Origin of the sequence: Paenibacillus sp. MAHUQ-63 (assembly GCF_028765165.1) — a bacterium.
GTDB lineage: Bacteria > Bacillota > Bacilli > Paenibacillales > NBRC-103111 > Paenibacillus_E.
Genome location: NZ_JARADB010000001.1, coordinates 232,800 through 255,316 on the forward strand (window position 1 = coordinate 232,800; position 22,517 = coordinate 255,316).

Below are 22,517 nucleotides of genomic sequence, written 5' to 3' on the forward strand. Positions count from 1 at the left end.
TCAATCACCATCATCTTCTGGAATTTGCGGTCTTGGTCTATATCGCAGCCTCTGACCGCCTTCCGAACCATAGATCGTAGGTCTTTTCTTCATCATCCACATGGGTACACGAATCAGTACATCCTTCCAGTCACTAAAGGCAATAGGTGCTGTTGGCGTGAGGTAGGACGTCCCGAACGAACGTAGGGTTACCAGATGAAGATAAATAAGTATGATACATAGAATCACGCCGTAAAGCCCCAAAGATGCGGCAAGGATCATGACAGGAAAACGCAATAACCGGAACGTTAATCCCAAATCAAAATGCGGGATTATGAATGAGGCTATTCCCGTGATCGAGACAACGATAACCATTGGCGCTGACACAATGCCTGCCTGTACAGCGGCCTGTCCGATGACTAAGGCTCCGATAATGGAAACCGTCTGCCCGATCGGCTTAGGAATTCGCAATCCGGCCTCCCTTAGCGCTTCAAACGTAATTTCCATAATAATAGCTTCAATAATGGCAGGAAAGGGGACATTCTCCCTGGCTGCCGCTACAGCCACCAAGAGATTGGGCGGAAGCATTTCAGGATGGAACGTTGTTACGGCGATGTAAACAGAGGGCAGTAAGAAAGAAATCAATAGAAAAAAGTACCGTATCCATCGAATCCAAGTGGCGGCTATATATCTTTGGTAGTAGTCCTCAGCCGATTGAAGCAGCATGTATAAAGTAACAGGAACCATGATCGGCACAGGCGTTCCGTCAACAAGGACGGCAACTCTCCCTTCAAGCAGCGCTGCACATAAGGTGTCCGGTCTTTCTGTATACTGCACTTGAGGGAATGGCGAGTATGGATTGTCCTCAATAAATTCTTCAATATAACTGCTGCCCAATACGGCATCTATCTCTATTCGCGATATGCGCGTTTTGACTTCCTGCACCAGCTTTTGTTGGCAGATCCCTTCTATATAACAGATCATGACTGTTGTATGAGTGAACTCGCCGAATTGAAATTTTTCAACCTTCAATGCCGGGTGCTTGATGATTTTGCGAATCATCGTAATATTAACGGATAAATCCTCAACAAAGGCCTGCTTCGGTCCACGAATGACGTTCTCATTCTCCGCTTGTTGAATGGCCCTCTTTTCAACGGATTTCATAGGAAACAAAATCATGCTGGGCTCATTATCGATCAACAATACAATCGTACCTTCAAACAAGCCCTGCAATACGCTATTGACTTCGCTGCTGCTCGTAATCGCCGAAACCGGCAGATGCTTGAATCGAAGGATATGCGCTACGAGTTCCTCCGTCGAACCAGCAGGTATGTCCATAAGCAGCGGTGCAATCACTTGCTCTTGAAGCATTTTTTGATCGACGAGACCCTCGACGAAAATGAATACACAAGCAATGTGCCCCGTCATGCATTCATGAAAACGAATGTCCGCGCAATTTCTCAACTGCTCTTCAAACCATTGCCTTCTGCAGCTTAACTCCACCTCAACATTCGGCAGGGGAGACAGGTTAGCCAATGAACGGTTGAGAAATGTTTTGTTCTGCTTCTTAAACCAACTGGGGAAATGCATAAATACTCCAACTTTTTTCTTCTTAGCATGCAAATAAAGCCAAAACAATATTCATTGCAGCAATGAATAGGCGGCTTCTCGTTTTATTTGAAAACATTTTTTTCAAAGTTTTTGCTTTCATCCGTTTCAAAAATATCCCAATTGTTTATAAGTACTATAGAGCTTTAATAAAACTACCTTTGGGAGAGTGTTCCATTATGCGTTCCTTCAAAACAAAATTGATAGTGCTTCTTGCGAGTTCGAGTTTAATGATTCCTAGCGCCATTAGCGCCGCTGCTGAGACGACTGCGGATACGCCGCCAACCTACACGTATAAGAATGGCTTTATTCACACTTTTGTCGACGGTATGTATATTCCTGGCCGTTATTTAAATGTGGATGAAAATACCGTTGCTGCTTTTATCCCTGGCGGGGTAGGCGTTATTGCGGTCGATAAGGATGCTGTGTTACCTGAAGGCTCCAAATTCTTGAAATAGCTTTAGGACTAAACAGATTCTTAAGAAATCAAAACAGCGACAGCCGTGGACGTGGCAATAAAGTCCTTGGCTGTCGCTGTTCTTGAACGCAATTACTCTAGTTTCATGTAATAAAGATTAGTGACATCAGCTTTTGTAATCGTATGAGCGCCAGACGCAAGGGATACGGTGATCATACCGTTCGTCATTGCATAATCGGTTCCGTCGATCTTAACTTTTGTCCCGTCGGCCGTATTCAGCACTAATGTTAACGTGGATGCTGTAGTCGTCGTAAAGTCAATCGTAGTTCCGGACTCCATTTTCAAGCACTGGGTTAGTGTTAAACCGTTATAGGCCACTGTTCCCTTCGTTGTTGAAAGGTTCCCTTGAATATGGAAGAAGCTGCTTGTTTTGCCATCCGTCGTAAAGTTATGAACAATTGTCGAAGTAGGCGGCGGCGTAGGTGTAGGTGTTGGCGATGTTGGTGGCGTTGGTGTTGGCGTTGGTGTTGTTGGTGGTGCGGTAGGCGTTGGTGTTGGCGTTGCCGGATCTGTTGAATTACCGCCCACAGAGACAAGCTGCGTGGTGTAACTTTGAATTTTAGACATCAGGGCCGAATTCAGGACTGACGATGTGTCATCGACGGAATCAACGAATTCCCATGTAAAGTCTCCGCTATTTAGCCGTCCCGCTTCTGCAGTAACCACTTGTTCCACCGTGCTTACAGCATCAATGTTAGAGACATTAACACCCGTGTCGATCGTCGTATCGAAGTTATTATAAGGTGTTCCGCCTGATAATGCTTTATAGATGTTCGGAACTGTTTCATTTCTTGTCGAAGCTAAGTAGGCATCGAATTGGGTTGCACTAGCGGGAGCTGTTCCTGCATCGGAATTTGCATAAATAAGACTTCCAGGATCCAGCGTAATGTTATTGTAGGCTTTGATCATGCCTCCAGGTTCACCTGAGAAAGTACCTTCCCCATCCTGCATATCCGTACCCTGTAAGGAAATCAGCATTGGGTTTTTGGCATGTCGGTAATAGTTGGATTCTACGAAAGCAGAACTTCCTGTTGTAGCACCCACGCCATATTTGGAGACACCATCAAAGAAATTATTATAGATATGGATAGTCCCTGTTCTTATACGCGGATGACGAGAGTCTGAATGGTCAAACCAGTTATGGTGGAAGGTGACGAAGAATTCCGATGTTTCACTCAAACCGACGAGAGCGGCTTTGCCGGAATCCCAGTAGTGATTGTAGGCGATTGTAATATAAGTCGATGCTTTTTTAAGGTCCGTTGAACCATCGCCTTTTGCTTGGTCGGCATCTCCTCCTGCAGTTCCATAGAAAATATCGTTATGATGCAGCCAAACATTCGCATTCCCCGTATCCAGGGAAAGACCATCGTCAGGGAATAACATGATCCCTAAGTTTCTAACCTCTACATTACCGACATATCTGAGCAGCATTCCCCATCCATACGCATAGGCGTCTTCTCCGATACCTTCCAAGGTCATGTTCATTTCCGAATAGTTGGATTTACCTTTAACTTCAAGGAATCCACTGCTGTTCAGCTGTCCGCTCATGTCGGCAGCGGTTACTTTCCCAATAAATCGGATGGCTAGCGGCGTTTTATCATAGCCTTTTTGTCTTAAGGCCAGGATCGGACCTAGACCAACTCCGGTTTGTACATCCCCTGCGCTATTGATTTTCACATCAAGAGCTACGGTTTTGGCAGTCGCAGAGGTTACATAAAGAACTTGAGCGCCATTCTTAAGCGTGCCATCCTCATTATAAGCACCTGAACCTGTGCCAAATGGCGAGTTATCTGCAAAAGCAAATCCGGATCTGTCATGCGGTGCTACCGATATCGCATTGGAAACGACACTCTCTTTGGAACCATCGGACAGTACCGCTTCCACCTTCATAACATAACTGCCGGCTGCAAGCCCTACAGCGTCAGCTCGCCAAAATGCAGCGTATCTGCGGATTAATTGCGTATCGATTTGTTTATATTGAGCATCTGCCGCGCCGGCAGGCTTAACATAAACATTATACCCCTGAGCATTACTCACAGGCGCCCATTTAACATAGGCCGTCTCATTCCAGCCTCCGCTGTTGCTGATCGAAAGACCGGCAGCATGTACGGCCGTATTGGCCACGATGAAAGATAGCACAAGGGCAAACAGTAAAACGTAACTCGTTACTTTGGCAACACTCTTGTTCAATTGAATTCCTCCCGCAGTAGATTGGTTGAGAATACTTGAAATCGCTTACAAGTTTGCTCTATCCCCCCTCTCGCATCGTCATCAATCAGCTCGAGCATCCTCAGCGTACCAGTTATGAAGGCGGTGCCGAAATAATCATTTGCTCATATCCCCCCTATTTCTGAGTTAATGATTATCGGCGAGGGATATGATACTTCGAGATCTAATCAAATAAAAACAGTTATCTCCGCTTAGAGATAACTGTCATTTTTTATGGTACCGCGGAACCTAGTTGCCGCCGCCTTTATGGTGGCCAACGACTTCTCCTGCCAATGTAAAGTTAGAGAAGGTTGCCGTGTTGTAATTGTGAATGCGGCTCGTATTTTGAGCGGCATCGACGGCAAAACCGATATACACCGTTTCGTTCATCGCAATCGTTTTATGCCCCACTTCCGTCCAGTTCGTTCCGTCTTCCGAAGCGTACCCCGTGATGGTGTCCCCTATTCTGGCAATTTTCAACCAATAAGGCAGTTCCGTCCCTTTCAAGGTAGGTACACCGTAATCCTCCGGTCGATCGTTCTCGCCAAGCGCTAAGATCGGCTCCCCTGTGGATGCACGTGTTGAAAAATGAACGGAATACGGCGTATCTTGCTTATCAGCCTTCACGACCGACGTACTGATGATGGCTGTAGCCGCATCCGCCGCGAGACTTTCTCGAATCATCAAGCCCGAGATCGCATTGTTGTCCACCTTCGTTAACGAGTCAATCCTTGCTACCAGCTCGGTATCGCCTTTCACCGCTTGGGAGGCAAACTGGAAGGCATCTGCCGTTTCGCCGATCCGGCCAGCTCCCTTAACTGTAAGCACCCCATCGGCCAATGAGGCATTTCCTTGAATGGGCACTTCGCCAATATCCTTGGATGTCCAATCACCGTGTTGTTTCTCCGTATTTACGTGAATCGGCATCGAGGTCGTCTGTGTCGCATTACCTTCGTGATCGGTCGCTTTCGCAGAAACGAACCAAGTGCCGTCGGGAACATCTTGCCATGCGAAATCGAACGAACCTTTCGTCGATTCCCCAATTTTCACATCATTGGCATAATACTCGACCTTGGCGATGCTTCCTTTGTTACTTAGCTTTGCGTTCAATTTGATGGGCGATCCGGCTTTATGAATACTATTCAATGCAGGTGACTGAAGCACGACGTCCGGATTCTCGGCTTTATGATCGATGCGGACTAGCCCGTTCATATACAATTCCAGGTTGGAATACCCTGATTCCGTCACCTGCTTGCCATCGGCAGCATCACTTGGGTTCAGGCCCGCCTCGATTTCCCAGACATCCGGCATGCCATCATGATCCGTATCCTTCGGAGCTTCCACCGACTTCAACTCTGGATAGCCGCCTGCTTCCCATTCATTATTGATCAGTCTGCCGGTCCCGTTCCGCACGTCGTTCACGATTCGGGCATCGACAGCATCTCTGCGCGGATACGTCGCTCCTGCCTGACTCAGTACCCGTTCGTAAGCTTGTTCAGCCGTGCTAATGCTGAGCGTATCATGGCCCAGCACCTCGTATGGCGTGTCGGAGAACGACGTGCCGCTTTTGATTTCTTCGGTCCCCAACGCATTGTCGGCTGATACGGCTTGATCCCCCTCCATATAATTACCTGAAATGTGGAACCAGCTTAGCCTGCCGTCCTGACCGGGGCTGACAATCCGTTTCATCACTTTCTCATGTGTAGAAGGGCCGGGCTTATAATAATTGTTAATCATGTTATTTTCTTGATCGTTCCCGCCATAGGTGGAATTAAAGCCCCAATTGTACATGACGTTATTCACCAAATCCGTACTGGAGACAGGATTCACCTTATTGCCTGTATTCCCGAGCGCGGGGACGCGGCTTACATGACTCGCGAGCAGATTATTGGCGAAGGTCGCGTTCTCGCCGCCCCATATTCCGCCATATCCATGTCTTCCCTTGACATGTCCCGATAACAACATGCTTTCACTGATGATGCTCCATTGCAGGGTCGTGTTCTCATTCCGGTAAAAAGACAACGTCTCATCCACCGACCAGCTGGTGGAAATATGGTCGATGATGGCGTTTGTGACATCTCTTCCGCCAAAGGCGTCGGGTTCCGAAGCTATATTGGCGCTGCCGGGACGAAACCGCAAGTAACGGATTATGAGATTCTCCGAGCCCGAAATGTCCGTGCCATAACCGGCAATAGCGATGCCATCGCCAGGGGCTGTTTGTCCGGCTATCGTAAGGTTCTTTTGCTTAATTTTGAGCGGCTGCTTCAAATGGATCGTCCCGGATACACGAAAGATCACATTTCGGTTTCCTTGACTCACCCCATCGCGCAGCGAGCCCGGAATCGGCGTATCGCCAAGCCCATAGTCGGCCAAAGTCGTGACCTCGTATACGTCGTATCCGCGCCCGCCGCTCGTATACATGCCGCCGCCTTCGGCTCCCGGAAATGCAGGCACCGTGCCTGTCCCATTCGCCGTCTCGCCTGTCGAAGCACTCACGTGCACGGAACCTATTAGCTGAACTGCTGCCAGTACAGAAATGAGCGTCTTTTTCTTCACTACTTCGTCCTCCTCCAATAATAGGTTAACAACTTGTAATCGCTTGCAGCTTCATTCCCAAGCTGTTAACCCATTATGTGCCCCCGGACAGATGCCAAGCTATAGCTCTGAAACAACTTTTGGGCTTATGCCCCAGTACGCGGCAATGACGAGACGCAGGTTATATGGAGCATAAACAAAATTATCCAAATTCGCAGCCAAGGGAGTAACGCTAGGTGCCTTTGTCGATAAACGGGTACATTTCCCACCCAATATGTACGTGAACCTTCTCATCCGGGATGAGCAGGTTCACCAAATCATCTACAACTTCAACTTCAACCATCTTAGCCTTCTCCTCCTCAAAAAGAGTTAGTTTGTCAGTTTTACAATCTTCGTTGCGATATTCTCGCAAAACTCGCTGTCATGCTCCACGAACAGCATGGTTGGCGTGTACTCAAGCAGCAGTTCCTCGATTTGCATACGGGAGATGACATCAATAAAGTTAAGCGGTTCGTCCCATATATGCAAATGCACGTTCTCGCTCAGGCTTTTGGCGAGCAGCACCTTTTTCTTCTGGCCGCCGCTATACGCCGACATATCCTTCTCAAACTGAATTTCGGAGAAATCAAGCTTCCTTAGTATGGATTTAAACAAACTTTCGTCAATGCCATGCTCCCTAGCATAGTCCGACAAATCTCCACGAAGGTGGGAAGTATCCTGCGATACGTACGTTATCTGTAACTGGCTATCCTTCTGCAAGCTTCCGGTGTAGCTTATCCCCTCCCCGCATATCAGCTTGAGGATTGAAGATTTTCCCGAGCCGTTCGGGCCCGCTAGTGCAATGCGTTCGCCTGGCTCAATCGTAAAGCTTACATTCTCGCATACCTGTCTTTCCCCATAATGAATCGAAATCGCATCCAGCTCGACAAGTGTAGGCAAATGATAAGAGAGCTGTGTGATCTCCAAGCTTTCGGAGCTTTCCACATTTTTCAAAAGCTTGGATTTCGCTTCGATGGCCGATTGCTGCCTTTTTTCAATCGACTTCGATCGCTTCATCATTTTCGCGGCTTTGTGACCTACGTAGCCTTTGTCGATTTTGGAGCCGGAATTCCTTGTGCCGTTCTTGCTTTGCTCTATCGCATGCGCCCAATTCCCCGTACGTTTGGCCGAATCAGCGAGCTGTTTGATGCTCTTTCGGAGTTTCTCGTCCGTGGCAAGCTCGAACTGATCCTGCCTCCGCTTATTTTCCCACCAGCTCGAAAAGTTGCCTTTCTGGATCTCGATATTGGTTTTGTTGATGGAGAGAATGTGATCGACGCAATGATCGAGAAACGCTCTGTCATGCGAGACAAGAATGAACCCGCTCTTTGATTTCAAATATCGGCTGACCTGCTTCCTCGCGTCCTGATCCAGGTGGTTCGTCGGCTCGTCAATAAGCAGGAAATTGTTCTCCTTCATGAACAAGGTCGCCAGCAGCACCTTGGTCTGTTCGCCGTTAGACAACGAATGGAAAGGCCGGTATAACACGTCCTCGGACACTTTGAGCAGCGATAACTCCCGCATGAATTGCCAACGCTCATAGTCCGGATGTATATTTTCAACGACTTCATGCGTAAGACTTTCCTTGCGCTCCACAGGGAATGGAAAATATTCGAATTCGACCTTCGACGAAATATGGCCACTGTATGCAAGTTGGCCGAGCAATAGCTGGAGAAACGTCGTTTTGCCCCGGCCATTCCTCCCTGTAAAGCCCAATTTCCAGTCCGTGTCCATCCGAAAGCTGACGTTCTCAAAGATGTTGTCGTAGCTGCCTTCATAGGCAAACGTCAAGTTTGACACGTTAATCGTAGACATGTGGCACCCTCCTTTGTCGTAAAAAAAATAGAGCTGCAAGAAAGTTACCTTTCCCGCAGCTCAAAAAAATACGACAAATTCAACCCCGGTCAGGGGATGAAAAAGGATCTATGTTTTGAGTGAAAGGATAAAGTAACTCTCTTGCTAACCAAGAATAAAACAAGCCTTGTTCTATTCTTAGAAAAAGAGCAAGAACTATTACATTATCCTCTTCACCTCCGTTTGTTAAATGTAGCGAAATTCTAACATACTATTTTCCATGTTGCAAGCCACTTCTCCATCGATCCGATCATCCTTGTTCCCGGTTCTTCGGAACGTTGACCTTCAATGCTGCTTGCTTCACGTTGCCTGCATAATCCGTAGCGATGTAAGTAATAGTGTATACGCGTCCTTCTCCGCTTCCGGATCGCTCAGCCCGCAAATCAAACATATAATCCGGTTGGTCCAAGTCTGCATGTTGAATATCCTGCGAAGTGTCTCCGTCACCGGTACCATCATCCGGTTCATTGGAGGTGATGGATTGTAAAATAATGGACTTAATACCAGCTCCCCCGTCTACTGCGCCGTACGTTTCTGCTGTAACGGTCACCAGTTCATGATTAGCCGGCCACAGCACCGCTTTATTCAGATTGATCTGAAATTCAGGCGCCGTTTTGTCTATTTTCACGAGAACACGCTTGATCTCTTCCAGGTTTCCTGCTTTGTCCTTACTTTGATATTCTATCGTATTGGTTCCTTCAGCCGAAACGTCGAAAGCGCCGTCATAGCTCAGCCATTGGCCGCCATTGATCCGATATTGCGTGCTATCGACACCGGATTGATTGTCCGCAGCGTTCAGCGACACCGTTACATCCGTACTCCTCCAGTCCGTAGGCGCATCATCGGTCGTAACCGGCGGAATCTCATCCGATGGTGCTCCAGACTGCTCATATACCTCCAATTCAGATAGCGAATATCCGCCGCCGGCACCGCTCTGTATACCCAGCATCCTGACATACCTGGCACTAGCCTCCGTAAAAGAGAGATCGTCTGTGCCTCCATTGCCGGCATTCGTGCTGTATACATCGGTCCAGTCTACAGCATTGTCCGACACCTGAATCTTATAGGCTTTACCATATGCTGTCCCCCAGTTAAGTTTAACCCTGCTTACCGTCTTCATGGAACCAAGATCCGTATAGATCCATTCATTGTCGGTTAAGTTCGATCCCCAGCTCGTCGTTGTTTGCCCATCGAAGGCATACCCGGCGTCTAGCGAAGCGGATTGGGATGAGCTAGCCGTGACGGGTCTATCCAAGGCGAGATTTATCCCATTCGCATGAATATTTTCCAATCCGGCATTGACAGTCTTCATAATATTGACCATATCCGTGTAGGGCTGATCCTGTTGGTTGACTAAGCCTATATTATAGTTCTCACCGTCTTTACGCCACGTAACCGCTTGATCAAAGTACGAAAACCAGCCTGAGCCAACGAACAACGGATGTGAAGTTTCGCTTTCCACGAAAGATTTGTAGGCCATCCCTCTATCCGCTATACTAGCCACACTCGTAGCCCCATTGACGGGTGACAACCCACGTTGAGTCGTACTAAATGTATATTCCAGGTTCAATAAAGGTTTGCCGAAAGCTTCATATCTGGAAATCCAACCAGGATCGTTCGTGTAATTGTCCACCGAGAATGCATCTACAAATTCCATAGCCGCCGAATCCCATTCCAGACTGGTCCGCCAGGTGGGAACGACAGACGCACCTAAGAACAGATGATTCGTATCATGTCTTTTGATTATATCTCTGATCGTTGAGAAATACGTTCTGGATGCCAGCTTGATAAATTCCGATACATCCGCAGCAGGCACATTAGCTATATTGATCGAACTATTTTTCAACTCGTCAAACGATGCCGCACTCGTACCCAAAAGCTGGTTAACGGCCGAAATATCATGGCTGTACCTTGGGGCAAGGAAATTCACGAAAGCGCCTTTAGCCGCAGACGTCGAATTATAGGTGAGTACCTCTTTGACGATATCGGTTGTCCAACCAGCCTCATTATCGTACGTATAACCGATTAGCCATGGGTCATTCTTCGCTTTATCCAGCTGTGGGGTCAATGCGGATTCTATGATGGCTTCACTCTGCGGGTCAAATACATCGTAAGTCCATTGAATCCTTCGCAAGTTGCCGGGGTCTTGCAGAACATTAATATATGGAAACGTGATATTTGTCGGCTTGGTCCACTTGCTAAAGGCGTTAAAGCCCCAATCGACCAGACGCTTCTTCGTGATGTCCTCCCATTTGGACTCGAAATTGCTGCCGTATTTCCGCATTACATTGGCAACGATGAAGCTTACTCTTTCGCCGTTGGCATCATTTACATAGGCAGGAGCATAAGTCACAGGATCAGGCAGCTCCTCGAACACCCCTCTCGGGGTACCGTCAGCTTTCTTAAGCGGCGTCCCGTATCCCCATTCCCAGATACTTGTCGCATCCACGCCCTTCAGAATAAATTTGTATCCATCCGGGGTAATAAACCACCATTTGTTATCGATTTGCTGAAGTCTGAAATAACCGCTGCCTGTGTAAGCTCCTCCACTTTTAATCCCGCCGTATGGATCGTATTGGGTAAGATCCAGTGAAACATCTGACAGCGCATTCGCCTCATTCGTATATTCCTGCTGCAGCTGCTCGTCGGACGTCACCTTTCCCGGCCAGGTTTCATAAACCCATTGTCCGTACTTGTCGGCCATTAAGCCGTCTTTTTTCAGTTCGAGCGCCATTTGTTCCGCCGTAAGCGCAGGTCCGGGATTCACGCCCTCCTGGCCGGTCCCTTTATAAATCTGTATTTCGGTGAGGGGGATATGCTGGTAAGCATGAGGACGCTTGATATCGATGACAATAAATCGGGCCGTCTTGTTCGACATCGGAATGTTAACGGCATAGTTCCAGGTTGAGCTTGGGCTCGTGGACGTTATTCCAGGCGTTCTGATGTGCTTGGCAGCAATATAGTAATAATCCGTTACAGCCTCAGGTCGGTATTTGACGGTAAACTCTTTAAACCCCCATGCCGAATTGGGTGAATTCAGGACCAGATTAATTCGGTCCAACGGATAGTCCTTCAGCAGGTCAAATACCACTTGTACCGTCCCCGGAGAGGTCGCGCTCCCCATAAATCCGGCATATGTTGCGGTGGACCCGTCAAGTAACACACCGTTGCTCGAGGAGACCAACCCGGTCATTCCTTTATCGGGAAGACTGCCTCCGTTCGGAGCGTGGCTGTAGAAATAATTGCCGGTTTTCAGTAAATTTTCTGCCGTTAAGGTGTCCTTGTTCAGTTCGAGCGCCATTTGCTCCGAAGTAAGCGCAGGTCCGGGATTCACACCCTCCTGACCGGTCCCTTTATAAATTTGAACTTCGGTGAGGGGGATATGCTGAAAATCATGAGGACGTTTTATATCGATAATAATAAATCTAGCCGTCTTGTTCGACATCGGGATGTTGACCGAATAGTTCCAGGCTGAGCTTGGGCTCGTGGAAGTAATTATTGGCGTTCTGGTGTGTTTGTCCGCGATATAGTAATTTTCGGAAGCCTCAGGGCGGTATTTGACCGTTAACTCTTTAAAGCCCCAAAACGAATTAGGTGAGTTCAGCACGACGTTGATACTGTCTAACGGGTAATCCTTCAACAGGTCAAATACGACCTGAACGCTCCCTGGCGTACCCGTGCCGTTCCCCATGAATCCGGCATACGTTGTGGTTAATCCGTCCAACAGTACGCCATTGGCTGAGGAGATCAACCCGGTTACTCCTTTGTCCGGAGAATTGCCCCCATTTGGGGCGACGCTGTATTGGTAATTGCCGGTTTTGAGCAGAGTCCCCGCCCCTTGAACATTGCCGACAGGGATGAACGTTACTGCAATGATGAGTGCCATTAGTAAGGCTACAATGCGAGTTGGATACCACTTACACATTTTCCCCATTTCAATATCCCTCCTCTTAATTTTCTGAACAAGCGATCACAGGTTATTCTCCTGCATGTGTTTGATTTCGTACTGCATCTTAACCACCCGCTCTCCTTTCAGACCCATATAAGCGCTTACATTTATTAGGCTCCGCTTGCTCAGCCTCGTGTTTGTATCATAATCAGATTGTTTATGCTCCGTATAGTCCGATATTTATCACTCGGTACGAATTATCACAAATAGCGCTTCATCAAGGTGTCATTATCGATATCGATAGCGGTAATAACATCCGGGTTAAGAACGATACTACGCAGTCCGGCGTTCTATTGGAGATTTTCCTGCAACGCGTCACGTTGGATACTAGTTACTGAGCCCGCGCCATAAACCGGCTAGATGCCAAAAAGGCCTCAGGGAAGGTTTATCCTTATCCCACGGGCCTTTTAACCGCCGAGCTTAAAGACAGCGATACCTAAGGCTTCACGAAGCACATAATACCTTAGATCAATCGGCCGAATTTGAACGGGTTCAACGCTAGCTTGGATACCAATACTCTCCGCCATGAGGCGAGCCCTTAAAGCGTGAAAGCCATGAGTGACCAATATGGCACTTGCATACCCGTTGTCCCGCATGATGACCTTGCTGTTGAGGAGATTCTCCATGGTGGAATGGGATTGTTCTTCCAGGAGCATTGCGGCTTCAGGTATCCCTTTTTCCATTAAGTAGGCTTTCATGACTTGAGCCTCGGAAAGCTGATCTCCAGCCCCCACTCCTCCTGAAAGGATCAGGCGGTCTGCCAGCTTTTCCTGATAAACTTGGAGTGCGATATCGAGCCTTTCCTTCATAGCTGTACTCGGCTTACCATCCCACACGGCGGCACCGAGAACGATTGCGCAATCACTAGGATTACCGTGGGCGGATTTCCAGGACTCCATAACCTGACCGCTCATCCACGTGAAATAGGCCACGGTCAAAAGCATCATAGTCACTGTTGCTACAGTCGCCCATATCCAAAACTTTTTCATTTTTTTCATGTGTTAGTACCTCATGGTATGAATACTACGAAATATATTTTCCATATTGAGGATAAGACGTAACGAGAATACTCGTGGTTCAATGCATGAATATTAGCAAAGGCTGCCATCGGAAATCGATGGCAGCCTCTACATGATAGAGCACTTTTAAGTGACCTTGACTAGAGGCCAGATTAAGGTTTTGAGCGTATCAGCGTAATGCAGAATCGGAGCGGTTGAATTCGTTACATAACGTTTGAAATCCGAATGCATGTCATTTTTTTCTAATTCCGCCTCCGCTCGTTGAAGAGGCCAAGGCAAATGATGAATTTCACCGCGGTACAGATTTCCGCCATGGGTTGTGTATAAACAATACCTTTCTGTCAGCCATTCGTCGATGGAGCCGGGAGATGCCCGATAAACGTTCGATATCGGCGCGTAGGAGCCCGTGAATACTGCCTGCGGTGCGAAGCGGCTAGTTCGCTCACTTCTATAACTCCAGCCGACTCCGGCTTTCTCCATCCCCATCCTTGACCGATAATAGGGCAAATGAAACACTCCTCTGGCTAATGCCACTGCCATCGGATTCGTAACATCCAAGCTGAAGAAGTAAACTCCCGGCTTACCATCCCTCACGACGTAAGTACGCACATTGATTTCTGGAAAAGCGGACAAATAAGGAACTGCCGGCAGCCATCTTAGGCGTATACCGCACATGTGGAATGGTACGATCCCGATCCAAGCATAACCGTCATACGTGTCAAGCGGAAGATCCTTCGGCAAATGTACCTTCATAATGTCCTTCGGTACCGGCCAATGAGCGAAAAGCAACCTCTCCCATGTCTGGGTCATGATCCAAGGGCCGGGAGAAAGAGGGTATGGCCTGTGTTCGGTATGTTTCAACAAATCGTGCACTGCCTCGCCTCAACTCCTCTTTGAATGACTTTGTGAACATCGCCAAGATCATAAAGCTTACAACATTTGCGCTTTATAAATGGAAGAAAAATGATGAGTAAGATCAATCAAAATTTTGATATGACTATTGATATTACTATTCCTACAATTGAGACCCATAATTAGTAAGATTTAAGAATCCTTGAAATAATGAAATCTTGCTTTTCCAAGTCATTTTTGTGGTTTTGTTGCATTTGCAAATCGATATTTCCTAACGGATTAGAATGTCCTGTTGAGCCTAAGCCTTTAAAAAGTAAAGTCAATATTAATAAAATCATAGAACCCATAAACAGATAATCGGATACTTGTTGCAATTTAACACGCTCCTTATGTAATGAAGGATTTGTGAGTTATAACAATATAATAAAATAGACTTCTCTAGGATTATGTCGATCTTTGCCATTTTAGTCGAATAATTTACCACTGTTCAATATTCGTTCACAAGGATATTCTGAACGTGGAAAAGGCCGCCCGTTTAATTTCACGGCAGCCTCTGGTTTGCATTGAACCAAGTTATGGTACCATTTCTTAGAACTACTGCGGAAAGATCAACGTAATAGCCGTACCCTTCCCCTCCTTGCTTAGAACACGCATCCACTTCCCTGCGCCGTAATGAAGCATAAGCCTTTTGTTGGTATTAAAAAGTCCAAGATGCTTGCCTTGCATCGCATCGGAGTCGAATGACGCGCAGATTTGCCCAAGCCGTTCACGCGGTATGCCCGGTCCGTTATCGATAATGGTCACATGCAGGCTTGTGCCATTCATACGGCATTTGACCTTAACGGCCAGCCGATCCTGGGCGGCAAGGCCGATATGGATACTGTTCTCAACCAGCGGCTGCATGCTGATTTTCACAACGCGGCAGTCCTTCATCTCTTCCTTCGTATCCCAAATCACCTGCAAACGATCAGAGAATCGAGTTTTTTGCAGTTGGATATAGCCTCGTACATTGGCAAGCTCATCCTGCAGCGTTACCGCGTCATCCGTTCCGCGCAGCGCATATTCCAATAAGTCGCTCAACTGTTCGATCATGACGCAGGCATCATTCGGTGAACGCGTCAGCTGGAAAGCCTTCCAATAAATCGAGTGCAGCGTATTGGACATGAAGTGAGGGTTCATCTGGGATTGAAGCGCTTTAAGCTCCAGCAGCTCCATCTTCGCCTGCCGCTCGGAAAGCTGGATTCGCAAATACTTTTGCTCTAGAAACGTATCTAGAATGTTCTTGACGATCAGCTCGTACACATCCTGAATTCTTTCCGGCATGGCAGGAACACTATCCTCATGGCGGTCGGCATGCTCCAGCACATGGACGATTTGCGTGACCTGACGGTAATTTTTTCTTGTGATCCACAAAGCATACAGCATGCTCAGCAGCAAGGAGAACACCGATAGCGCCAGGGTGATATACACGATCATCCGCGGAAGGCTGTACAAGGCCTTCGTCGGAATAACGGATACTGCAATCCACGCCAAGCGCCGGGATTGCTTCATGGTGACCAGAGCGCCGTCAAGGGAAGAGCGAAGCAATTGCCCCTTCGTTAACTGCTCAGCCGCCGGCAGCGCGATGCTGCCTCCGAAGCTGTCGGAGGTGATGAGCGGAGTGCCGTTAGAGTCTGCGATATACGAATAACTGCCCTCCCAATCGTTAAATAGATTCAGTGATTTCGCGAAATAGGAAGGCAGGATATTCATCACAATGAGACCGCGGGGATGCCCCTTCGCATCCAGGTCGCCGAACGGCTGATACACCGTCAGCACCTGCGTGGTGCCGTTAGGATCGGAACTGGTCATCAGCTCGCGTGGCTGCGTAATCAACTCCTCGCCACCCTTGAATGCTTCGGATTGATAAAAGGAGTACCAGCTCGTATCCAGTGTCGAATCCACCTGGGCGATGCCGTCGCGCGAGCTTAGAAATCGTCCTTGCGAATTCTCATAATAAATATAGATGGAATGAATATAGGACTTGGAATTGGCCGGCACATCAATGACATTGCGCAAATAAAAGAGCGCTTCCACTTCTTCAAAGGAAAAGGAGGTCGTGTTCAATATGTTCGTCAGCCGGATTTTAATCTTCGGGTCCTTGTCGAAGGAGAGGCTTAAGGAATCAAGCTCAGCCGGAATGACCTCCGTGAGCTGATTGATCTGATTCAGCCGGTTTTCGCTATTCTGCTCAATCGAGCCGCGGATATACCAAACCGTAATGAAGATGGACAAGGAACCCAATATAGTCAGAGGAATCAGCGACAGTACGATAACTCTTCGCAGGTTCTCGGCGAAAAATTTACGCGCCAGCGCCGCATCGCTCTGTTTGACATATTTAATGCTCGTGCTTGAACTGCCCGGGCGTTTTCCCGTAATACTGCTTAAAAGCGCGTATAAAATTTTTCGCATTTGCATATCCCACCATTTCACTGACCTCAAGCGCTTTCCAGCGATGCTCCCGCAAAAGCTCGGCCGCTTTTCTCATTCGAACCGCGAGCACATAATCCGAAAATTTCTGACCGGTCAGCTTACGGAAATACGAACTCACATAGCTGGGATTCATATGCACGAACCGTGCCACATCCTCCAGCGTTACGTTGCGGTATTCGGCTTCGATGTAGTGAAGTATGCGCTGAATCACAGGATGATCAGGGGATTGTGCGCTCACGTCCGCCTGCATCGGCACGTCAGAGTCCGATTCATCTGCTCGTCCCTTCTGCTCATCCAATTCCTGCTTAAGCTGCATGAGAACATCATGCAAGTTCTGGAACTTGGCCGGCTTCACCATGTAGTGCCGCACTCCATAGCTGATGGCCTGCCGTGCCAACTCAAAATCCCTCAGCCCGCTCAGCAGGATGACCTGGACGGGCAGTTTGCGTTCATGAATTTCCCTCGCGAGCTCGATCCCATTCATGACGGGCATCTTGATGTCGCAAAGGATGGCGTCCAGCTCGTGTTGGAGCAAATATTTGAGCGCTTCCATACCATTTCCAAGCTGTGCCACAATCTCGAATCCGGCCTTCTCCCATGGAAAACAGCTGCAAAGCGTGTCCCGAGTCGCCGTTTCATCATCAATAAATGCTAATCTGTACATGATCGACCCTCCCCCTGTTTATTATATACTTTCATAAATAGTAAAAGGAATGCATGCATAAATTGGCATAATTTAAGCGAACAATCTAAAAAAATGATACCTAATCCAAACAAAACGGGCAAGGAATGAACCATGTTCCAAAATGAAACCCCTTTCTGTGAAAACGGATTCATGTTAACTTGGGGTTGGGCCCGAAATTCACTATCCGACAGGGGGAAGTACTTTGTTTAACCGAAAACTGTATAGCTTGTCCAAAATGTTTGCCGTCTTGCTTAGCATCCTCATCATTTTATCCGCTTGCGGCACAGGCTCCAACCAAGACTCCGCTGCTTCCGGCTCTACCACCGGAACCGGGTCAGATAAGGCAGCAAGCGGTAACAAACCCGTTACGCTGCGCTTTGCCTGGTGGGGCAACGACGCTAGACATAAAGCAACGCTCGCTGCCATCGACGCCTATATGAAGCTGCATCCGAATGTCAAAATCGAAGCCGAATATATGGGCTTTGACGGATTTAACAAGAAGCTCGCCACTCAATTCGCCGGCAGAACCGCTCCCGACTTATTCCAGTTCACCTATGAATGGTCCGTGGAGATGAGCGATTTCATGTTGGACCTGAAATCCGTCAGCAGCTTGATTGATACGAAACAAATTCCGGATTCCGCCCTCAAGGATTACGGTGCCTACAAGGGCAAACAAATTATGGTTCCGTCCGGTATGTTCGCAGCAACGACCGTTCTGAATGAAGATTTCATGCAGAAGCATGGAGTTCCCGCCGACACCGTATGGACCTGGGATAAACTGATCGAAGAAGGCAAAAAGGTCCATGAACAAGATAAAAACGCTTACCTCTTAACGGCCGATATCGACGTGATTAACAAGCTGATTCTGCAGCCGTATATCATGCAAAAAACAGGCAAGGGCTGGGTGAACGACGACTTCACGCCTGGCTTCGATAAGGCTCAGTTAACGGACGGTCTTACCTACTTGTCCAATCTATATAAGAGCGGTGCAATTGAGCCGTTCGGCGATAGTACCGCGTTCGTCGGTAAGATGGAGCAAAATCCGAAATGGGTGAAAGGTGAAATCGGTCTTCTGCTTGACTACGTTCAAGCCATCGACAAGTATAAGCAAGCTGTTCCTGCTGCCAAAATCGGTGTCCGTGCATTCCCAGAGAATCCAGGTGCCGTTCAATCGGGTAACCCTACCGTTGCAGGTACAGGTTTCGCCATCTCCCAAGACTCGACAAACAAAGAGGAAGCCGCCAAATTTATTAATTACCTGGTCAATGACAAAGAAGCTGCATTGCTTCTGACCACTCAGCGCGGAATTCCGGCTTCAACCGTGGCGCGCAAAGCGCTGGAGGAATCCGGCAAGCTGGATCCTAACATTTCCAAAGGTCTGGAACTCGCTTCTGCGAAGAAGACGATTTCACCAAATGTCATAAGCACGAATGCAGAGCTTGCGCAAGTCGTGAAAGATTCCATCCAGAAGCTGATCTACAATAAGCTTACACCGGAACAAGCAGCCAACGAAATTTACGCCGGCTTCACCTCCAAGCTCCAAGAAATGAAAGCAAAATAAGGGAAGCGCGAAGGAGTGCTGTCCGTCAGGGCAGCACCCTTCTTAACACATAGCCCGTATATGGAAAGGAACATCTGACTTGAAAAGCATGCGCCTGCGCAACGTCCTTTGGGGCCTGTTATTCGTATCGCCTTGGGTGATTGGATTTTTCTGGTTTCAGCTCTATCCGCTGCTCTTATCGTTTTATTACTCATTCACAGATTCCACGCTTGTAAAGCCAGGCAAGTTCATTGGATTGGATAATTACGTGAGAATGTTGACGGTCGATAAAGATTTCTTCCCCTCCATTAAGGTCACGATTATATATGCGCTGATTGCGGTTCCCGCTAAGCTGGCTTTCGCCCTGCTCATTGCTTTGATTCTGAATATCAAAGGGAGATCGGTTAATTGGTACCGGACAGTCTATTATTTGCCCTCCATCCTTGGCGGCAGCGTTGCGATCTCCATTCTATGGCGATTTCTGTTTATGAAGGAGGGGGTCGTGAATCAAGCCTTGTCCTTTCTCCATATTCCGCCCGTTAACTGGCTGGGAAGCCCGCATGTGGCTCTCGGGACCATCAGTATGCTCGTGGTATGGCAATTCGGCTCATCCATGGTTCTCTTCCTGGCAGGGCTCAAACAAATTCCATCGGAGCTGTACGAAGCTGCCATGGTTGACGGTGCCGGCCGTGTGCGTATGCTCTGGACGATTACCATCCCGCTGCTCACGCCGATTATTTTCTTCAATCTGGTCATGCAGACCATCAATGCTCTTCAGGAGTTCACTGCGGCATTCGTCGTAACCAACGGAGGACCGGTGAAATCGACATATTTATTCGGTTTGAAAATCTACGACGAGGCATTCCAGAATATGAAAATGGGATACGCTTCCTCCCTTTCCTGGTTCTTGTTCGCCATGATTCTTATCCTGACCCTCTTCATCTTCCGCTCGGCAAGATCATGGGTCCATTATGAAGACGGAGGTAAATAAGATGCCGAATCCAACAACAACTGTGGCTCGACCGCGAAGTGCGGCCTCCAGAGCGCAAAGCGCCATGCTGCGCAATGTGATCAAACACATGGCTCTGCTGCTTCTTGGCTGGCTGATGATCTATCCTCTGATTTGGCTGTTCTTGAGCTCCTTTAAGACGAACGCCGACTTATTCGGTACGCTCAGGCTATGGCCCAGTCAATTCGTATGGGATTCTTATGTGAAGGGGTGGGCGGGTACAGGCCAGTACACCTATACAACGTTTTTCTATAATACCTTCGTGCTGGTGATTCCTACGGTCATTCTCACCGTGCTATCCAGTGTCCTGGTCGCTTATGGCTTTGCACGATTCAAATTTCCGCTTCGCAACCTGTTGTTTGTACTGATGATCTCTACCTTGATGCTGCCGCATACGGTCATTATCATTCCGCGGTATCTCATTTTTCGCAATATGGGATGGCTGGACAGCTACCTGCCTTTCATCGTGCCTGCCGCGTTCGGCTGCTTTCCATTTTTTATCTTCATGATGGTCCAATTTTTCCGGGGACTTCCCAAGGAGCTCGACGAATCTGCGGTGATGGACGGCTGCAGTCCACCGACCATTCTGTTCCGCATCCTCCTGCCGTTATGTATGCCGGCCATGCTTTCAGCTGCTATCTTCCAATTCATTTGGACCTGGAACGATTTCTTCAACCCGCTTATTTTCATTAACAGTGTGAAAAAGTTCCCGATCTCCTTGGCGCTGCGCATGACCATCGATTCGACTGGCGGTGCGATTGAGTGGAACCAGATTATGGCGATGGCTGTGTTGGCGATTTTGCCGCCGGTGTTGGTGTTCTTCTTCTCGCAAAAGTACTTTGTGGAAGGTATCGCCACGACGGGTATCAAAGGATAATGGGGGAGGTACTTACTCATGAATCATTCCGCAGAGAAGCGGCCTAATGTTATCGTATTTTTCACCGATCAGCAGCGCTGGGATACGACCGGCGCTCATGGCAACCCGCTGGAGCTGACGCCGAATTATGACCGGATGGCGGCGTACGGCACGCATGCCGCCTACACCTTCACCAGTCAGCCGGTCTGCGGACCGTCCCGCTCCTGCTTGCAAACCGGACTTTACCCGACGGAATCCGGCTGCTTCACGAACCGCATCCCGCTTCCGGAAGGTACCCGGACCGTTGCCCACTATTTCCGAGAAGCCGGTTATGATACGGCCTATATCGGCAAATGGCACCTGGCAGGTACTCGTACCAACCCGGTGCCTGTCGAGAAAAGAGGCGGCTATGAGTACTGGCTTGCTGCAGACGCCCTTGAGCATACGTCCGATGCCTACCGGACCATGCTCTATAATGAGAACAACGAGCCTGTCGAGCTGCCCGGCTATCGCGTAGACGCTTTAACGGATGCCGCCATCCGTTATCTTGCGGACCGCCGGCATGCCGACAAGCCGTTTTATCTGTTTCTCTCGTTTCTGGAGCCGCACCATCAAAATCATCGCGACGATTACCCTTCACCTGACGTATACCGTGGAAGATACTCGTCCCGCTACGTACCGCCGGACCTCGCCGCGCTCAGCGGAACGGCTCATCAGCATCTGGACGGATACTACGGCATGGTCAAGAGGCTCGACGAGGCGCTGGGACGGTTGAACGACGCACTGAAGAGCCTCGGTCTGACGGAGAATACGGTTATGGCATTTACCTCCGACCATGGCTGCCATTTCAAAACGCGCAACGAAGAATATAAGCGTTCCTGCCACGAAAGCTCCATCCGGGTACCGCTGGCGTTCAGCGGTCCCGGCTTTAACGGCGGCGGCACCCTGCGCGAGCTGGTCAGCCTGATTGATCTGCCGCCGACACTGCTTGATGCTGCCGGAATCGATGTTCCGGATCACATGCAGGGACGCTCCATCCTGCCGCTGATTGGCGGCAACCGCGGGGGTGCCGCTTGGCAGCAGGAGGTCTTCGTACAGATCAGCGAATCCGAGATCGGGCGGGCGATCCGTACCCGGCGCTGGAAATATGCCGTGACGGCGCCGGCTGGGGATCCGATTCGCGACAGCGGAGCCTCCGACTATGTCGAATCCTACCTGTACGACCTGGAGGCGGATCCTTATGAGCTGAACAACCTCGTCGATAAACAATCGCACGAGGAAGTGCGGGTGCATTTGCGCGAGCTGCTCATCAAGCGAATGGTCACCGCCGGTGAATCCGCGCCTACGATTCATGCGCTTCCTGCCCAGGTCTCGGGGCAGCTGAAAGTATCGAAGACTGAGATTTATGAATAGAGGCGGTGGCCTTACCCTAAC

At 48.7% G+C, this 22,517-nt stretch carries 15 protein-coding genes; 5 read left to right on the forward strand and 10 right to left on the reverse strand.

The window, feature by feature from the left end; all coding sequences use genetic code 11:
• Positions 1 to 1,569 carry a spore germination protein gene (locus PUT07_RS00825; protein WP_274465821.1) on the reverse strand — a complete coding sequence of 523 codons (1,569 nt, stop codon included), beginning with the start codon at positions 1,567 to 1,569 and terminating at the stop codon, positions 1 to 3.
• A gap of 197 nt (positions 1,570 to 1,766) precedes the next feature.
• Here PUT07_RS00825 and PUT07_RS00830 point away from each other — a divergent pair, with 197 nt between their 5' ends.
• Positions 1,767 to 2,045, forward strand: a complete 279-nt coding sequence (locus tag PUT07_RS00830) for a hypothetical protein (RefSeq protein ID WP_274465822.1) — start codon at positions 1,767 to 1,769, stop codon at positions 2,043 to 2,045.
• Between the two features lie 92 nt (positions 2,046 to 2,137).
• Here the strand turns inward: PUT07_RS00830 and PUT07_RS00835 are convergent, their stop codons facing one another.
• The 9 genes from PUT07_RS00835 to PUT07_RS00875 form a co-directional block, all read right to left on the reverse strand.
• Positions 2,138 to 4,255 (reverse strand): pectate lyase family protein, encoded by a 2,118-nt coding sequence (locus PUT07_RS00835; RefSeq protein WP_274465823.1) that lies wholly within the window; start codon positions 4,253 to 4,255, stop codon positions 2,138 to 2,140.
• 267 nt (positions 4,256 to 4,522) lie between these two features.
• On the reverse strand, positions 4,523 to 6,829 hold the full coding sequence (locus PUT07_RS00840; RefSeq protein WP_274465824.1) for an Ig-like domain-containing protein: 2,307 nt from the start codon (positions 6,827 to 6,829) through the stop codon (positions 4,523 to 4,525).
• Between the two features lie 348 nt (positions 6,830 to 7,177).
• Entirely contained in the window at positions 7,178 to 8,662 is a 1,485-nt protein-coding gene (locus PUT07_RS00845; protein WP_274465825.1) for an Lsa family ABC-F type ribosomal protection protein, read from the reverse strand.
• Positions 8,663 to 8,951: 289 nt separating this feature from the next.
• Positions 8,952 to 12,635, reverse strand: coding sequence for a discoidin domain-containing protein (locus tag PUT07_RS00850; RefSeq protein WP_274465826.1), 3,684 nt, complete (start codon positions 12,633 to 12,635; stop codon positions 8,952 to 8,954).
• Between the two features lie 422 nt (positions 12,636 to 13,057).
• Complete coding sequence (locus PUT07_RS00855) at positions 13,058 to 13,648, reverse strand: YdcF family protein (protein ID WP_274465827.1); 591 nt, start codon at positions 13,646 to 13,648, stop codon at positions 13,058 to 13,060.
• A gap of 147 nt (positions 13,649 to 13,795) precedes the next feature.
• A complete protein-coding gene (locus tag PUT07_RS00860) occupies positions 13,796 to 14,542 on the reverse strand; it encodes a YqjF family protein (RefSeq protein WP_274465828.1) in 747 nt (248 codons plus the stop codon).
• A gap of 161 nt (positions 14,543 to 14,703) precedes the next feature.
• The gene (locus tag PUT07_RS00865; RefSeq protein WP_274465829.1) at positions 14,704 to 14,895 is read right to left on the reverse strand and encodes a hypothetical protein; all 192 of its coding nucleotides are present in this window, start codon (positions 14,893 to 14,895) and stop codon (positions 14,704 to 14,706) included.
• A gap of 220 nt (positions 14,896 to 15,115) precedes the next feature.
• Complete coding sequence (locus PUT07_RS00870; protein WP_274465830.1) at positions 15,116 to 16,972, reverse strand: cache domain-containing sensor histidine kinase; 1,857 nt, start codon at positions 16,970 to 16,972, stop codon at positions 15,116 to 15,118.
• Positions 16,899 to 17,657 (reverse strand): response regulator transcription factor, encoded by a 759-nt coding sequence (locus tag PUT07_RS00875; protein ID WP_274465831.1) that lies wholly within the window; start codon positions 17,655 to 17,657, stop codon positions 16,899 to 16,901. The genes PUT07_RS00870 and PUT07_RS00875 overlap by 74 nt, the downstream gene beginning before the upstream one ends.
• Before the next feature lie 223 nt (positions 17,658 to 17,880).
• Here PUT07_RS00875 and PUT07_RS00880 point away from each other — a divergent pair, with 223 nt between their 5' ends.
• From PUT07_RS00880 to PUT07_RS00895, 4 genes are all read left to right on the forward strand, one after another.
• On the forward strand, positions 17,881 to 19,239 hold the full coding sequence (locus PUT07_RS00880; protein ID WP_274465832.1) for an ABC transporter substrate-binding protein: 1,359 nt from the start codon (positions 17,881 to 17,883) through the stop codon (positions 19,237 to 19,239).
• 88 nt (positions 19,240 to 19,327) lie between these two features.
• Positions 19,328 to 20,209: a carbohydrate ABC transporter permease gene (locus PUT07_RS00885; protein ID WP_274467418.1), complete on the forward strand. Its 882-nt coding sequence runs from the start codon at positions 19,328 to 19,330 to the stop codon at positions 20,207 to 20,209.
• 1 nt (position 20,210) lies between these two features.
• Positions 20,211 to 21,104: a carbohydrate ABC transporter permease gene (locus PUT07_RS00890; protein WP_274465833.1), complete on the forward strand. Its 894-nt coding sequence runs from the start codon at positions 20,211 to 20,213 to the stop codon at positions 21,102 to 21,104.
• Positions 21,105 to 21,122: 18 nt separating this feature from the next.
• Positions 21,123 to 22,496 (forward strand): sulfatase-like hydrolase/transferase, encoded by a 1,374-nt coding sequence (locus tag PUT07_RS00895; RefSeq protein ID WP_274465834.1) that lies wholly within the window; start codon positions 21,123 to 21,125, stop codon positions 22,494 to 22,496.
• Positions 22,497 to 22,517: the final 21 nt, after the last annotated feature.

Coding starts and splice junctions, on each gene's coding strand:
- PUT07_RS00825 (WP_274465821.1), bottom strand. CDS start 1,569: ATGCATTTCCCCAGTTGGTTTAAGAAGCAGAACAAAACATTTCTCAAC.
- PUT07_RS00830 (WP_274465822.1), top strand. CDS start 1,767: ATGCGTTCCTTCAAAACAAAATTGATAGTGCTTCTTGCGAGTTCGAGT.
- PUT07_RS00845 (WP_274465825.1), bottom strand. CDS start 8,662: ATGTCTACGATTAACGTGTCAAACTTGACGTTTGCCTATGAAGGCAGC.
- PUT07_RS00850 (WP_274465826.1), bottom strand. CDS start 12,635: ATGGGGAAAATGTGTAAGTGGTATCCAACTCGCATTGTAGCCTTACTA.
- PUT07_RS00855 (WP_274465827.1), bottom strand. CDS start 13,648: ATGAAAAAAATGAAAAAGTTTTGGATATGGGCGACTGTAGCAACAGTG.
- PUT07_RS00870 (WP_274465830.1), bottom strand. CDS start 16,972: ATGCGAAAAATTTTATACGCGCTTTTAAGCAGTATTACGGGAAAACGC.
- PUT07_RS00875 (WP_274465831.1), bottom strand. CDS start 17,657: ATGTACAGATTAGCATTTATTGATGATGAAACGGCGACTCGGGACACG.
- PUT07_RS00885 (WP_274467418.1), top strand. CDS start 19,328: ATGCGCCTGCGCAACGTCCTTTGGGGCCTGTTATTCGTATCGCCTTGG.
- PUT07_RS00890 (WP_274465833.1), top strand. CDS start 20,211: ATGCCGAATCCAACAACAACTGTGGCTCGACCGCGAAGTGCGGCCTCC.
- PUT07_RS00895 (WP_274465834.1), top strand. CDS start 21,123: ATGAATCATTCCGCAGAGAAGCGGCCTAATGTTATCGTATTTTTCACC.